This is a genomic window from Paracoccus sp. (in: a-proteobacteria) (assembly GCF_030604785.1).
GTDB lineage: Bacteria > Pseudomonadota > Alphaproteobacteria > Rhodobacterales > Rhodobacteraceae > Paracoccus.
Genome location: NZ_JAUVVF010000057.1, coordinates 1 through 14,700 on the forward strand (window position 1 = coordinate 1; position 14,700 = coordinate 14,700).

Consider the following 14,700-nt stretch of genomic DNA (forward strand, 5'->3'; position numbering starts at 1 on the left):
AGCTACGAGGACATCGTCGAAGTCTGCTGCACGGCGTGGAACACCCTGATGGCAATGCCACAACGACTCGCGTCAATCACACGCCGCGAGTGGGCGCAGGTCAGTGGGTAATGCCGTTGGTATCAGATCCGAGGTCGGACCCGAGGATCGCGACGTCGTGACGGTCCCGCTTGAAGGGCCGCGGATCCTGCGGTCCGTCGGTCTGGTGACGCGGGCCAACACTTCGGACGACGCGGCGCTGCGGATCGCCCGCGTCATCCAGACCGTCGCGCGTGAGGTCTTCGCGGGCACGCTTGTGCACGAACCCCTGCAGCCACGCTGACCCGGCGGCACCTGCAATCCGTCCGCGGATGCGCTGCCGACGCCCGGATCAGGGCAGGCGCGGAGCCGGAAAACGCAGCTCGGCTAGGTTCCCCAGGCAGCCTTCCCAGATGTCGTGGGCAAGCGCGCGCTCGACCCGGAACGTTAGGCGCAGATCTCGCCGGCAATGCGACAGCACTCCAGCGAAACCGGCTGACCATCCTGATAGCAGGCCGCGGTCTTGCCGATCTCTTCGACAACGCCACCGAAACCGGGATCGACCGTCCTGCCCCAGCGTGGAGCGCATTATGACCGCCGCCGAAGATGATGCCGTCCGCTCGCGATGTCCCCAAGGAGGGCTCGGCGGAAGCGACTTGGGATCCCGCTGGACGCGATAGCCGACGACCTGCACGGGCGCCTCGTCGGGCGCACGAGAGGTGGGCTGAACACAAAGCTGCGTGCCGTCACCTGCGCCAAGAGGCGGCCCCTGAAGTTCTTGATGACCGCAGGCCGGTCAGCGACCATACCGGAGCCGCCGCCCTGTTGGGCACTCCGCAGGCCGCCGGGCGGAGGATCGCGATTATGGCGCGGACCGGTTCCGAGATGTTATGAAACGCAAGGGGACAGGCCCCTGCATCCCCGGTCAAGAATCCGCGGAAAAACTGTCCGCTACGACGAGCGCCGCTATCGCCGCCGCAACCGCATCGGGATCATGTTCGGTCGCCGAAAGACTGGCAGAGAGTCCCAACCTGCTACGTCAGCGGCGCCAAGACCCTCCTGCCCGCCGTCGCCTTCGCGCCACTGCCACGTTTCGGCTATGAAGTTGAATGAGACGCGACCCTAAGCTTGGTGACGCGGCGGCTGTTCTGGTGATCGAGGCCTTTTCTGACCATGCGTTGCCTAGGGGAGGTCGCGCAGGACGCCGTGAATGTCTTGATGAAGCACGAAGTTTGGATGAAGCTGTGGCCGTGGCAGCGACGCGGAGGGGTTGGACGTGAGGATCGCGGTTCTGGATGATTACGCTGATGTCGCGCGCGATTATGCCGACTGGCCGGAAGAGGCCGAGGTCACCGTCTTCACCAAGACCGTCACCGACCGCGCCCGGCTGGCGCGGATGCTTGAGCCCTTTGACATCATCTGCCTCATGCGCGAGCGCACGCCCGTCGATGCCGCACTGATCGAGGCCCTGCCGCGGCTGCGGCTGATCGTGACGACGGGGGCGCGCAACCTGTCGATCGACACGACCGCCGCGGCGCGCCGGGGCATCACCGTCTGCGGAACGCAATCGCGCGGCAACACCACAGCCGAATTCGTGATCGCGCTGATCCTCGCCCTGTCCCGCCGCATCCCGGCCGAAGCGAATTCCGCCGCAGCCGGGCTCTGGCAGCAGGGGATCGGGCGGGACCTTCACGGGCTGACGCTCGGGATCGCGGGTTATGGCAGGATCGGCCGCAAGCTGGCATCCCTGGCGCGGCCCTTCGGGGTCGAGATCCTCGCCTGGTCGCGCAGCCTGACGGCCGACGCCGCCCGCGCCGAGGGCGTGCGCCATGCCGAAAGCCTTGAGGCTTTGCTGGAGGGCTCGGATATCGTGTCGGTCAATCTGGTCCTGTCCGATGCGACGCGCGGCCTGTTCGGAGCGCGCGAATTCGCGCTGATGCGCCCCGATGCGCTGTTCGTGAACACGTCGCGCGGGTCCATCGTGCAGGTTCCGCCGCTGCTGGCGGCATTGCGGGACGGGCGGCTTGGCGGCGCGGCGCTGGATGTTCACGACATCGAGCCCCTGCCGCAGGGGGCCGAGGTTCTGGACGCCGCGCTGATCGCCAGCGGCAGGCTGCTGGTCACGCCGCATCTGGGCTATGTCAGCGAACAGACGTTCCGGATGTTCTATCGCCAGACGGTCGAGGCGATCGAGGCGTGGAGGGCCGGTGCCCCGATCCGGCTCATCGGGCCGGGGGCGCAGGCTACTCCGACAACTTGACCGAATATTCGTTCGCCAGCAGGTCGACGACGAAGCGCCGCGTCTCGGGGTCGATCTCGGCCACGCTGGCGGCCAGACGGGCGGCCTCGTCTCCGACCAGGGTGCGGTAGGCCCCGAGGACGGCCGGCGCCTGCGAGATGTAGTCGGGGTCCTTGCGGGCGGCCTCGATCGCGTCCAGCCAGGTCTGGCGGATCTCGGGCGGTGTGCCGGCGGGCAGGACCAGCATCTTCTGCGCGGCGAAACCGGCCGAGGAAAAGACGCGGTAGGCATCGTACTCCGGCCCGGATGGCGGGCGGCCGTGCAGATGCTCGTACAATTCCTCAAGCGTCGGCAGGTCGGGAAAGGTGGGATCGCGCTGCACCTTGCCCTCGGCATCGACGATGCCCCAGGTCATCAGCGGCACGGCCTCGCCGGCAGCGACCATGGGCGCCACATAGCGCAGATAGGCCGAGGTCGTCTGATAGTCGATATTCACCTCGCGGACGCGCATCGCCTCGAGCCCGTCGCCCCGGCCGGTATAGCCAAAGACGTAATTCGTATCGAGCCCCAGCAGCCGGAATGCCAGCATCGGCACCAGATCCAGCGAGGTGATCCCCTGGCTGGCAAAAACCAGGGGCTGGTCCACCAGTTCCCCGATGTCCTGCCAGCTTTCCAGGCCCAGATCGCTGGACACATAGACCACGCCGCCTGTCGGCGTCGCCATCAGCACGGTCCAGTCGCGGAAATCGTAGCGCACCCTGAAATCGCCCAGCAGATAGGCGAAAAGCGACGAGCCCGACGTGCCCAGCACCGTGCGTCCGTCGGGCTGGGCCTGCGCCGCAAAGGTGTTGGAGCCGCGCGTGCCGCCGCCGCCCGGTTCGTTGGCGACGATGATCGGGGGCTGGCCGGGCAGGTGGCGCGACAGCAGCGGCGCGAAGAACCGCGCCCAGACGTCCGAGCCGCCCCCCGCCGAGAAGGGGATGACCAACCGGATGGGCTGGGCGGCGGAATCCGCCTGCTGGGCCGATGCTGTGGCCGGCATGATCGCCAGTGCCGCGACGGATGTGACTGTGACCGCCCGCATGATGCTGCGGGCGATTGTCGTCATGCGCATGTGTCCTCCTGCGGGCGCAATCTGCGCCCGTCCCTGCCTCATGCTTAAGGGCTGTCCCTTCACCGATCCAGCCCTTATTATCGGGCGCCATGCGTATCGTGCTGATCGAAGACAACCAGTTGCTGGCCCGCGCGGTCGAGCAGGCCTTGCGGGAAGAAGGCCATTCCGTCGATTGGCTGGCCGACGGGCAGGACGGGCTGGAATTCCTGACGCGCGAGGGGGCCGACCTGGCAATCGTCGACATGAACCTGCCGCGTCTGGGCGGGCTGGACGTGATCCGCCGCAGCATCGCCGCCGAGCTGGACATACCGGTCCTGGTCCTGACGGCGCGCGACGGGCTGGATGATCGCGTCGCGGGGCTGGATGCGGGGGCTGACGACTACATGACCAAGCCCTTCGAGATGGCCGAGCTGTGCGCCCGTGTCCGCGCCCTGGGGCGCCGGCGCGGAAAGCGCGGGCAGATGGTCGAGACGATGGGCGCGCTGTCGTTCGACCGGACGGGCAGGCGCCTGTCGGGCCGGGACGGGATCATCGAATTGTCGCGCCGCGAACTGGCCCTGTGGGAGGTGCTGTTCGACAATGCCGAGCGGGTCGTCTCGAAATCCACGCTTTGCGACAGCATCTACGGCACTGGCGCGGATGTCGACGTGAACGCGGTCGAGCTGCTGGTCTCGCGCCTGCGGCGCAAGATCGAGGACGGCGATGTCCAGATCCGGGCGATCCGGGGGCTGGGCTACATCCTGCAGCAGGATGGCGAGGCATGAACGCGCCCGTGCCGGGGGGCCGCACGCCCAGCCTGCGCGCCCGGCTGTTCGTTCTGATCGTGGTGCCGCAACTGGCGCTGGCGGTGGCGGCCAGCGTCGTGCTGCACTGGATGGCGCGGGACATGTCGCGCAACCTCTACGACGACACGCTGAAGGTCGTGGCCCATGCCGTCGCGCGCGAGGTGATGGTCAGCAAGGGCGATCTGGTCGCCGATGCGCTGATGGAATCGCTGCAGGGCGCCATCGGCGATCCGCTGTTCTATCAGGTCCATGCGGCGGGCGGCCGTCTTGTCGTGGGCCGCACCGATGCCCCGGCCATGCCCGTGGGGCCGGATTACCCCGAGGCCGTGCCCGTCTTCTACAACGCCATCTATAACGGCCAGCCGGTCCGGGCGGTGGTGCTGCGCGAATACATCACCGATCCCGAGCTTGACGGCTGGACGACGGTCCGCGTCTGGCAGACCGTCACCCGGCGCGAGGCGCTGACGCTGCAGATGCTGGGGCAGGCGGCGGCGGTGCTGGCGCTGATGGTCGCCTCGGTCGCGGGGCTCGTGTGGTTCGGGATCAACCGGGGCCTGACGCCGCTGACCGATCTGCGCAACGCCGTCGCCCTGCGCAGTTCGGCCGAGCTGCGCCCGATCCGGCGCCCGGTCCCGCGCGAGGTCGTTCCGCTGGTCGAGACGATCAACAGCCTGTTCGACCGCCTCGCCGCCGAGCTGGAGCGTCGGCGCGCCTTCATCTCGAACGCGGCGCATCAATTGCGCAACCCGGTGGCGGCGATCCAGGCGCAGGCAGGGGCGGCGCTGAACGCGCGCCGCGACGAGGATCGGCAGCAGCGCCTGACCGACCTGCAGGAACTGGCGCGCCGCCTGTCGCGGCTGACGCAACAGCTTCTGCGGCTGGACGCGGCCAGCGACGGGCTGGGCGTCGCGGGGGCCGGCCCGGTCGATTTGCGGGCCATCGTGGCCGAGACCGCCCGCCGGCACGTCCCCGCCGCCCTGAAGCAGGGGGTCGATCTTTCGCTGAACGAGGTCTCGCAGCCGCTGCCGGTGCTGGTCAATCCCGTCCTGCTGGAAGAGGCGGTCGACAACCTGATCGACAACGCCCTGAAATACGGCGCCCCGCCGGGCAGCGAGCTGCGGCTGGACCTGTCGTCCGGCAACGGGCAGGCCATGCTGAGGGTCATCGACCAGGGCGCGGGCATTCCCGCCGATTGCCATCAGGCCGTCTTTGACCGCTTCTTCCGCATCAGCACGGCCGATGACGGCGGCTCGGGGCTGGGGCTTCCGATCGTCCGCACGATCGCGCGGCGCGCCGGGGGGGATGCGCGAATCGAACCCTCGGATGCGGGTTGCGTGGTCCTTTTGACGCTGCCGCTGGCAGAGGATGGCGCCGATCCGGGCAGAAAAAGTCAGGACGCCCCGGATCTGACAGCTTTCTGACAGCTTCATGTGCGACAACATCCCCGTTCGCCCGGCCCCCCAGGCGCCGGACCAATGGGAGGATAACAATCATGCAAGCCATCACCCGGCGCCTCAAGGGCGCCGTCGCCGCCGCTTTGACTGTCGCCAGCCTGACCGTTGCCGCACCGGCTGCAGCACAGGATGTGGATTTCTCGGGCAAGACCATCGAATGGTGGATCCCCTTCTCGGAAGGCGGCGGCTCGGATGTCTGGGCGCGCTTCTTCGCGCCCTATCTGTCGCGGCACCTGCCGGGCAATCCGAACGTCATCATCCGCAACGTCCCCGGCGGCGGCTCGATCACCGGCACCAACGAATTCGCCGCCCGCGCGCGCCCGAACGGGCTGCAATTGCTGGGCACGTCGGGCTCGACGCAGTTCCCCTTCCTGCTGGGCGACACGCGCGTGCGCTATGATTACGCCGATTTCGAGCCGGTCCTGGTCTCGCCCACGGGCGGCGTCGTCTACATCCCCGCCAGCTTCGGCGTCGAGGATGCCTCGCAGCTGGGCCAGATCGCGGATCAGGAACTGGTCTATGCCAGCCAGGGCGCAACGTCGCTTGACCTCGTGCCGATGCTGGCCTTCGAGGTGATGGGCCTCAATGTCCGCCACGTCTTCGGCATGACCGGACGCGGCGATGGCCGCCTGGCATTCGAGCGCGGCGAGGCCACGATCGACTACCAGACCTCGTCGGCCTATCTGACCAACGTCGTGCCGCTGGTCGAGGCGGGGACCGCCGTGCCGCTGTTCTCCTACGGCGTGCTCGACTCCGAGGGCAACGTGCAGCGCGACCCGTCCTTCCCCGAGATCCCGCATTTCATCGAAGCCTACGAGATGATGCATGGCGAGGCGCCCTCGGGCGTGGCCTTCGACGCCTACATGGCCTTCTTCAGCTCGGGCTTTGCGGCCCAGAAGCCGGCGATGCTGCCGGGTGGCACGCCCGAGAACATCGTCCAGGCCTATCGTGACGCCTTTGCCGCCGCGGTCGAGGACCCCGAACTGATCGCCAATGCCGGCGAAGTGCTGGGCGAATACAACCAGGCCACCGGCGACGAGGTCGTCCCGCTTTACGAAGTGGCGACCACGATCGACCCCGAAGCCCGCGAATGGGTCCGCACCTACCTGTCGGAAAACCACAGCGTGATGCTGGACTGACACGATCCCGGATGCCGCGCGCGCAGGCGCGGCATCCCTTTCGTCCCGCGGCCAGGCGCCCTGTCGCCGCCAGCGGTCCGTCCCGGCGCGGCCGGGTTCCACCAATCGGGTGATCGTCCCCGGCGGCATGCTGCCCCGGATCGGGTCCGCGCGTGGCGCGGGGCACGTTCATCCTGTCAGAAGGTCAGGGTTCAACCATGGTCGTTGACGCCATTCTCTCTGCGCTCAGCACGGTGCTGACGTTCCAGCATATCCAGTATCTGATGATCGGGGTCGTCGTCGGCCTGATCGTCGGGGTGCTGCCGGGCCTCGGGGGCATCGTCGGCATGTCGCTGCTGCTGCCCTTCGTCTATGGCATGGAGCCGACGCTGGCGCTGGCCATGCTGATCGGCATCCTGCCGGTCCTGTCCACCTCGGACACGTTCGCATCGATCCTGATGGGGATTCCGGGCTCGTCCGCGTCGCAGGCGACGATCCTCGACGGCTTCCCCCTCGCCAAGAAGGGCCAGGCGGCGCGGGCGCTCAGCGCGGCCTTCTCGGCCTCGTTCATCGGCGGCCTTTTCGGGGCGCTGGTCCTGACGGTCAGCGTGCTGGTCGCGCGGCCGCTGATCCTGTCCTTCGGCGCGGCCGAACTGTTCATGCTGACCATGTTCGGCCTGTCGATGGTGGGCGTCCTGTCCGGCAGCAGCCTTGCCAAGGGCGTCGCCGCCTGCGCCGCGGGCCTTGCGCTCGGCGCGGTGGGCGCGGCGCCTGCGACGGGCGAATACCGGATGGAGTTCGGAACGCTCTACCTGATGAACGGCCTGCCGCTGGTCATCGTGGGCCTTGCGCTTTTCGCCGTGCCCGAGATCGGGGACCTCCTGCGCCGCAACAGCTCGATCGCGGAAAACGGCGGCACGCTTGGCGCGGGCTGGAAGCAGGGGCTCAAGGACACCTGGCTTTACAAATGGATGTCGCTGCGGCTTGCCGGTCTTGGCGCGCTGCTGGGGATGATCCCGGGCCTCGGCGGCTCGGTCGTGGACTGGATCGCCTATGGCCATGTCGTGCAGACCTCGCGCGACAAGAGCCAGTTCGGCAAGGGCGACATCCGCGGCGTGATCGCGGTGGAATCGACCACCGCATCCAAGGATGGCGGCGGGCTGGTGCCGACGCTGCTGTTCGGCATTCCCGGCTCGGGCGCGATGGCGATCTTCCTGGCCGGCATGGTCCTGATCGGCCTGCAACCCGGACCCGCTATGGTCAGCACCAACCTTGACGTGACCTACACGATCGTCTGGTCGCTGGCGCTGGCGAACGTGCTGGGCACCGCGCTCTGCATCATGCTGGCCCCCGCCATCGCCAAGATCACCATCGTGCGCTACCCGCTGGTCGCGCCCTTCATGATCCTGGTCATCACCTTCGCCGCGTTCCAGCCCAACCGCTCGCTCTACGATCTGGTCGCGCTGGTCGTGCTGGGCATCGTCGGCATCCTTCTGCGCCGCTTCGGCTGGCCGCGCCCGGCCTTCCTGATCGGCTTCGTGCTGGCCACCCAGTCCGAGCGCTACCTCTACCAGGCGCTGCAATTCTCGGGCTGGAGCTTCTTCACCCGGCCCATCGTGCTGGTCATCGCCGCGATCATCATCCTGTCGGTCGGCTTCAGCATGTATTCGCAGCGCAAATCCGGCACCAAGATCGAGGTCGAGGGCAAATCCGCAGCCACGCTGACGCAATCCATGTGGCCGCAGATCGCCTTTACCCTCGCCGTCATGGCGCTGTTCGTCTTCACCTTCTTCGAGACGATCAACCTGTCGCAGCTGGGTCGGGTCTTCCCGGTCAGCATCGCGGTGGTGGGCTTCGGCGCGGCGCTGCTGGTCCTGTGGCCCCAGATCCGCGGCAATCGCGCCAGCGGTGCGGTCTTCGACGCCGAATCCAAGGAGGTCTCGGACCAGCTGAACGCGATGACGCCGCTGAAATACATCGGCTGGCTGGTCGGCTTCGTCGCGACCATCGCGCTGGTCGGCTACTTCCTGGCGGTGGTTCTGTTCTTCGTGGCCTTCCTGCGGCTGGTCGCGAAATCCGGCTGGCTTCAGGTGCTGATCCTGACGCTGCTTGGCGCGGGGCTCTTGCTGGTCATGACCTCGGCGCTGAACCTGACCCTGCCCGAGGGGCTGCTGCAACAACATTACTACGACCGGCTGCCATGGCCGCTGGTCTCGTGACGACCCCTGGCCCGCACCGAAAGGCGCGGGCCTTCTTCTTTGACGAACGGAGGACAACATGGCCAAGCAACACGGCATCCCGGTCATCATCATGCGCGGCGGCACCTCGAAAGGGCCGTATTTCCGCATGGACGACCTGCCCGCGGACGAGGCAGCGCGCGACCGCGTCCTGCTGGCCGCGATGGGCTCGCCCGATGTGCGGCAGATCGACGGGATCGGCGGGGCGGACACGCTGACCTCGAAAGTGGCGATGGTGCGGCCGTCTGCGCGCGAGGGGGTGGATGTGGACTACCTCTTCGCCCAGGTCTCGGTGACCGAGGCGGTGGTGGATACCTCGCCCTCTTGCGGCAACATCCTGTCGGGCGTCGGCCCCTTTGCCATCGAGCGCGGGATGGTGCCGGTGACGGGCCGCGAGACGCGCGTCGTGATCTACAACGAGAACACCGCCAGCCGGATCGAGGCCCTGGTCCAGACCGATGGCGAGGGCGTCGATTACGACGGCACCCAGGCCATTGCCGGGGTGCCGGGCACGGCGGCGGCGGTGCGGCTGAACTTCATGGACATCGTGGGGTCGAAGACCTCGGGTCTGCTGCCCACGGGGCAGGTGCAGGAACAGATCGACGGCGTGGCCGTCACGCTGATCGACGTCGCCGTGCCGATGATGATCCTGCGCGCCGCCGACATGGGCAAGACCGGCCACGAGACCCCGGCCGAGCTGGATGCCGACCGCGATTTCTTCGCGCGGATCGAGGCGATGCGGCTGGAGGCGGGTCGCCGCATGGGGCTGGGCGACGTGACCGGCAAGGTCATCCCCAAGGTCGCGATCCTTGCCGCGCCCAAGGCGGGCGGGCACATCGCGGCGCGCTATTTCGTGCCGCACAAGACCCATGCGGCCTTTGCCGTGACGGGCGCCCTTTGCGTCGCGACGGCGGCGGTGCTGGAGGGCTCGGTCTCGGACGGTCTGGCGCAGCGCCCCGAAGGCGATGACCGCGAGATCCTGATCGAGCATCCGAGCGGGCTGATCGACGTGGCGCTGCGGACCTCGGGACAGGGCGCAGATCTGCAGGTCGTCAGCGCGGGCGCGATCCGCACCGCGCGCAAGCTGGTCACGGGCGAGGTCTTCGTCCCGGCCTCGGTGCTGACCGGCGCCTGATGGCGGCGGCCCCGGCGGCAAGGCCGGGGCTTCCCGTCACCCTTTCTCCTGCTTGCCCGCTTCGGCGACAAGCGCGGTGAAGCGGAAGAAGCCGTGCACCATCTTGGAAAACGGCATCAGCAGGAACAGCGTCATCACCGTCGCCAGATGCACCGCCAGCAGCGGTGCCACGGCGGCGGTTCCGGTCGCCAGCCACAGCGCAAGGCCCGTGGCAGCCACCGCGCCCAGCAGCAGGACAAAGGCCATCTCGCCCCCCCAGACCCGGCGCGCGCCAAGGTTCGGGTCCGCCCGCAGCTTCAGCGCCACAAGCCAGCCGGTGCCGATCACCATGGCGATGCCGCCGGGCACGCCGAACAGCTTCGGCGGCGCCCAGATCGGATAGGGCGCGGGCCAGTCAAAGACGTAATGCAGCACCGTCCCCGACGAGGTCGCCGCGAACGAGGCCAGAAAGCCCCACATCACCAGCTGATGCGCGATGCGGCGGCGGTGGCTGAAGCGGTCGCCATCCTCGAAATTGCAGCCGTCGCCATGCCCGCCATCGAGGTTGCGCATCCGCCCCGCCATCCGCCCGGCCTGCGCCAGATGCCGCAGCCGGACGCGCCCGCCCCCGACCTCGCGCCAATAGTCGCGCAGCGACAGCGCGATCAGGGCCAGCGGCAGGATGAAGGCCGGCGCGAAGATCGCGACCATCAGGTTATGGGCCATGTAGGCGTAGAACCCCTCGCCCCCGGCCGGGCGGAAGGCGGCGATCAGCCAGAAGAACAGGGCCAGCGCGACGGTCAGCAGACCGGCCATGGCGACGCCGCGTTCCTGGAACAGCTTCGACAGCGCCTGCGGGCGGGCCAGCCTTTCCCAGCTTTCGTGGCGCACCTCGGCCAGGGCGGCGGGGATGTTCAGCGCGAATTCATGGGGCGGCGTGTATTGGCAGGCATAATGGCAGCCCCGGCAATTGTGGCACAGATTCGCCAGATGCGTCAGGTCGCCATCGGCAAAGGCCTTGTTGCGCGTCATGGCGGGAAAGACCGAACAGAAGCCCTCGCAATAGCGGCAGGCATTGCAGATCTCGATCTGCCGGCGGGCCTCTTCGGTGGCGGACAGGGCGGGGGCGAGATCAAGCGACATGGGCGGCGGCCTCCTTGCCGGCGATGCGTCCGAAGACGGTTCCGATGGTCATCCCGAAGCCGGCCAGATAGCCCTGGCCCAGGATCGAGCCGGCCATGATCTCGCCAGCGGCCCAGAGGTTCGTGATCGGCCCTTCGGGGCTGTGGACCTGTGCGCTGTCCGAGACCTTGAGGCCCAGATAGGTGAAGGTCACGCCGGGCCGCAGCTGATAGCCGTAGAAGGGCGGCGTATCCAGGGGCCGCGCCCAGTTGGTCTTGGCGATCTCAAGCCCCTCGGTCGCCAGCCCGTCCAGTTCCGTGGGGTGAAAGGGGCCGGGGCGGCAGGCGGAATTGAACTGCTGGACCGTCGCCGCGACGGCGGCCGGATCAAGACCCAGCTTCGCCGCCAGTTCGGGGATCGTGTCCGCGACGATGGGCGGGAAGACCGACGGCATGAAGAGGTCGATCGATTTCGCATCGATCAGCGCATAGCCCACCTGATCGGGCTGCGCCGCGACCAGCCGCCCCCAGATCGCGTAGCGCTTGGGCCAGGTATCCTCGCCCTCGTCATAGAAGCGCTGGCCGTCGCGGTTTACGACGATCGAGAACGGCACGCAGTCCAGCCGCGTGACGATGCCGCCATCGTATTTCGGCGCGCGCCCGTCGATGGCGACGGCATGGCACTGGGTCGGATCGCCCACGCTGTCGGCGCCCTGGTCCAGCATGTCCTTCAGCACGACGCCGCGATTATAGGGCGTGCCGCGGATCAGGAAGTTGCGCGCCGAGGGCCCCCATGCGCGCGCCAGCCAGTCGATATCGGCCTGAAACCCGCCCGATGCCAGGACGAAGGCGCGCGCCTCGATCCGGGTGGCGGGGGCGCCCGCGATCTGGACCTCCAGATGGGTGATGCGCTGGCCGTCGCGGTGGACATGCCGGACCTGCGCCTGGTAGACGATCTCGATCCCCAGATCGGCGGCGGTGTTGTAATAGGCGTTCACCAGCGCCTTGCCCCCGCCGAGGAAAAAGGCGTTGGTGCGCGACAGCGACAGCGTGCCCGACAGCGAAGGCTGAAAGCGCACGCCATGTTCCTGCATCCAGGGCAGGCATTCCTCGGAGGTGCGGATCGCCAGCCGGGCCAGATGCTCGTCGGTCTTGCCCTTGGTGACCAGCATCAGGTCGTGGAAATATTCCTCTTCCTCGTAGGTGCCGGTCAGGGGCGACATGGGGCCGCGATGCATGCAGCGGAAATTGCGCGTATGGCGCGAATTGCCGCCGCGATAGGGTTCGGGCGCGCCTTCCAGAATGATGACCCGCGCGCCGGTCTTGGCAGCGGTAATGGCGGCGCAGAGCGCGGCATTGCCGCCCCCCACAACCGCGATGTCGTAGATCTCGGTCATTCGTCCTCCAACGGGATTTCGCGGTCGCGCATCCCGCGGACGCGCGCGCCTAGCGCGGCCTGGACATGGGCGCGCATCGCGGCCTCGGCCCGTTCGCCGTCGCGGCCGGCGATCGCATCGATCACCGCGCGATGCTCGGATGCGGCGGATTCGTGGCGCTCGGTCTCGGACAGGGTCGTGGGGCCCAGGATCAGCAGCGTCTTCTGCAGCGCGCTCATCGTCTTGACCAGGAACCGGTTGCGCGCGGCGTCCAGCAGCGTGCGGTGGAACTGTCGGTTCAGCTCCTGCGCGGCCGAGCCGGGCTGCGACGCGGCCAGCGCATCGTTGATCTCGGTCAGTTCGGCCAGCTCGACCTGGCTGGCCATCCGCGCCGCCAGCCGCGCCGCGGTGCCTTCCAGGACCGAGCGCATCTCGTAGAGTTCGATCACCTCGGCATAGTCCAGATTGCGGATCGCGGCGCCCTGCCGGGCCTGATGCGTGACAAGGCCGTCAGCCTCCAGCTGGCGGATCGCCTCCCGGACGGGGGTGCGCGAAATGCCCAGCCGCTCGGCCAGTTCGGTCTCGCGCAGGCGGCTGCCCGGCAAAAGCTGGCCCGAACGGATCTCGGCCAGAAGCCGCCGATAGGCCGACTGACCCTGCGGCCTGTCACTTTCGTCGCTCATCCGGCATCCTTTCCTGTTGCATCCGATTGCATACAGTTGGATACATAACCTGTCAAGAATGGAGACCGCCATGACCCGTCCCGCCCTTGCAGGCCTTGCCCTGACGCCACGGCTCGGCACGCTGGCCCTTGCTCTGGCGGGGGCGCTGGTCTTTTGGGCGCTTGGCCTGCCGCTGCCATTCCTGTTCGGGCCGATGGCATTCTGCCTGATCGCCTCGTTGCTGGGGGCGCGTCTCAGGGGGCTGGGGCAGATCTCGGTCGCGGCGCGCACGATCCTGGGCGTGGCGGTGGGGGCGTCGATCACACCCGAGGTGGTGGGCCAGATCCCCCAGATGGCGATGAGCGTCGCGCTGGTGCCGCTTTACGTCGGCATCATCGGGCTGATCGGGGTGCCCTTCTTCCGCCGCCTGGGCTTCGATCCGGCGACCTCGTATTACGCGGCGATGCCCGGTGGGCTGCAGGACATGGTGATCTTCGGGCAGGAGGCCGGGGCCGATGTCCGCGCCCTGTCGCTGATCCACGCGACACGGGTCGCGGTGCTGGTGACGCTGGCGCCGATCATCCTCGTCTGGCTTTACGACGCGCCGCTGTCGGGCGCGATGGGCGCGCCGCTGCGGGGGTTCGCGCTGGACCAGCTGGCCTGGATGGTGCTGGCCGCCCTGGTCGGCTGGAAGGGGGGCGAGCGGATCGGCCTCTTCGGCGCCTCGATCCTCGGGCCGATGATCACGACGGCGGCGCTGTCCATGGCCGGCATCATCACGCAGCGCCCCCCGGCCGAGGCGATCATGCTGGCGCAGCTGTTCATCGGGATCGGCATCGGCGTGCAATATGTCGGCGTCACCCTGCGCGAACTGCGCGCCTTCGCGCTGTCGGGTCTGGCCTTCGTTCTGGTCCTCGCCGCGCTGGCCGCGGCCTTTACCGAATTCGTGGTGCTGACCGGCCTTGCCCGACCGCTGGAGGGGTTTCTGGCTTTCGCCCCCGGCGGGTAGGCCGAGCTGACCGTGATGGCCATCGTCGTCGGCGCCGATCTGGGATTCGTCGTCCTGCACCACCTGACGCGGATCGTGGTGGTCATCACCGGCGCACCCGTCATCGCCCGGATGATCGGCGTCAAGCCCGCCCCTCGCCCCGCCAAGTCGCATCGCTGAAAGGAACTGGATCATTGGGGCGGCTAGACTACGCCGGTAAACCAGCATCTTATCGTGATCCCGCATCGCTCTCAGCACTGCGTCCCGCCGCACCTTCGGTTTCGTCAGGGCTGAGCCATGGTCCTCGGACCAGTGGCGTACCATGGCTTCGATCCCGGAAGATCCCTTATACCAGAGGCGCGAGGCTTTGACTCGGCGGGCGATTCCCATTTCAGCGAGGGTGTGATTCACTCCTTTCGAGGCGGGGAGGATCATCATGGCCATTGAGATCACGCGGACAGAGCTTTCAGCGTC

The 14,700-nt window shown here is 68.0% G+C and carries 11 protein-coding genes and 2 pseudogenes; 9 read left to right on the forward strand and 4 right to left on the reverse strand.

The window, feature by feature from the left end; genetic code table 11:
• The first annotated feature begins 157 nt into the window (after window positions 1-157).
• The 3 genes and pseudogenes from QAR72_RS14560 (at window position 158) to QAR72_RS14570 (ending at window position 2,278) form a co-directional block, all read left to right on the forward strand.
• Window positions 158-322, forward strand: coding sequence for a hypothetical protein (locus tag QAR72_RS14560; RefSeq protein WP_304618105.1), 165 nt, complete (start codon window positions 158-160; stop codon window positions 320-322).
• 390 nt (window positions 323-712) lie between these two features.
• Window positions 713-1,131 (forward strand): annotated as a pseudogene (locus QAR72_RS14565) (IS5/IS1182 family transposase); the annotation flags it as partial.
• 163 nt (window positions 1,132-1,294) lie between these two features.
• The gene (locus QAR72_RS14570) at window positions 1,295-2,278 is read left to right on the forward strand and encodes a D-2-hydroxyacid dehydrogenase family protein (protein WP_304618106.1); all 984 of its coding nucleotides are present in this window, start codon (window positions 1,295-1,297) and stop codon (window positions 2,276-2,278) included.
• On the opposite strand, the gene QAR72_RS14575 is transcribed toward QAR72_RS14570, so the two are convergent.
• Window positions 2,262-3,365, reverse strand: a complete 1,104-nt coding sequence (locus tag QAR72_RS14575; RefSeq protein WP_304618107.1) for a tripartite tricarboxylate transporter substrate-binding protein — start codon at window positions 3,363-3,365, stop codon at window positions 2,262-2,264. The two genes, QAR72_RS14570 and QAR72_RS14575, sit on opposite strands and share 17 nt — an antisense overlap.
• 95 nt (window positions 3,366-3,460) lie before the next feature.
• Here QAR72_RS14575 and QAR72_RS14580 point away from each other — a divergent pair, with 95 nt between their 5' ends.
• From QAR72_RS14580 to QAR72_RS14600, 5 genes are all read left to right on the forward strand, one after another.
• The gene (locus QAR72_RS14580; RefSeq protein WP_304618108.1) at window positions 3,461-4,135 is read left to right on the forward strand and encodes a response regulator transcription factor; all 675 of its coding nucleotides are present in this window, start codon (window positions 3,461-3,463) and stop codon (window positions 4,133-4,135) included.
• Window positions 4,132-5,577 (forward strand): sensor histidine kinase, encoded by a 1,446-nt coding sequence (locus QAR72_RS14585; protein ID WP_304618109.1) that lies wholly within the window; start codon window positions 4,132-4,134, stop codon window positions 5,575-5,577. The genes QAR72_RS14580 and QAR72_RS14585 overlap by 4 nt, the downstream gene beginning before the upstream one ends.
• A 71-nt stretch (window positions 5,578-5,648) precedes the next feature.
• On the forward strand, window positions 5,649-6,749 hold the full coding sequence (locus QAR72_RS14590; RefSeq protein ID WP_304618110.1) for a Bug family tripartite tricarboxylate transporter substrate binding protein: 1,101 nt from the start codon (window positions 5,649-5,651) through the stop codon (window positions 6,747-6,749).
• A 197-nt stretch (window positions 6,750-6,946) separates the two neighbouring features.
• Window positions 6,947-8,947 carry a tripartite tricarboxylate transporter permease gene (locus tag QAR72_RS14595; protein WP_304618111.1) on the forward strand — a complete coding sequence of 667 codons (2,001 nt, stop codon included), beginning with the start codon at window positions 6,947-6,949 and terminating at the stop codon, window positions 8,945-8,947.
• Window positions 8,948-9,005: 58 nt separating this feature from the next.
• Window positions 9,006-10,100: a 4-oxalomesaconate tautomerase gene (locus QAR72_RS14600; RefSeq protein WP_304618112.1), complete on the forward strand. Its 1,095-nt coding sequence runs from the start codon at window positions 9,006-9,008 to the stop codon at window positions 10,098-10,100.
• A gap of 36 nt (window positions 10,101-10,136) precedes the next feature.
• Here the strand turns inward: QAR72_RS14600 and tcuB are convergent, their stop codons facing one another.
• The 3 genes from tcuB to QAR72_RS14615 are packed head-to-tail and all read right to left on the reverse strand — an operon-like array spanning window position 10,137 to window position 13,259.
• Window positions 10,137-11,222, reverse strand: a complete 1,086-nt coding sequence (gene tcuB, locus QAR72_RS14605; protein WP_304618113.1) for a tricarballylate utilization 4Fe-4S protein TcuB — start codon at window positions 11,220-11,222, stop codon at window positions 10,137-10,139.
• On the reverse strand, window positions 11,212-12,597 hold the full coding sequence (tcuA, locus tag QAR72_RS14610) for an FAD-dependent tricarballylate dehydrogenase TcuA (RefSeq protein WP_304618114.1): 1,386 nt from the start codon (window positions 12,595-12,597) through the stop codon (window positions 11,212-11,214). The genes tcuB and tcuA overlap by 11 nt, the downstream gene beginning before the upstream one ends.
• Entirely contained in the window at window positions 12,594-13,259 is a 666-nt protein-coding gene (locus QAR72_RS14615) for a GntR family transcriptional regulator (RefSeq protein WP_304618115.1), read from the reverse strand. Before QAR72_RS14615 ends, tcuA begins: the two co-directional genes overlap by 4 nt.
• Window positions 13,260-13,329: 70 nt before the next feature.
• Here QAR72_RS14615 and QAR72_RS14620 point away from each other — a divergent pair.
• Window positions 13,330-14,406 (forward strand): annotated as a pseudogene (locus QAR72_RS14620) (AbrB family transcriptional regulator).
• The last annotated feature ends 294 nt before the right edge of the window (window positions 14,407-14,700 follow it).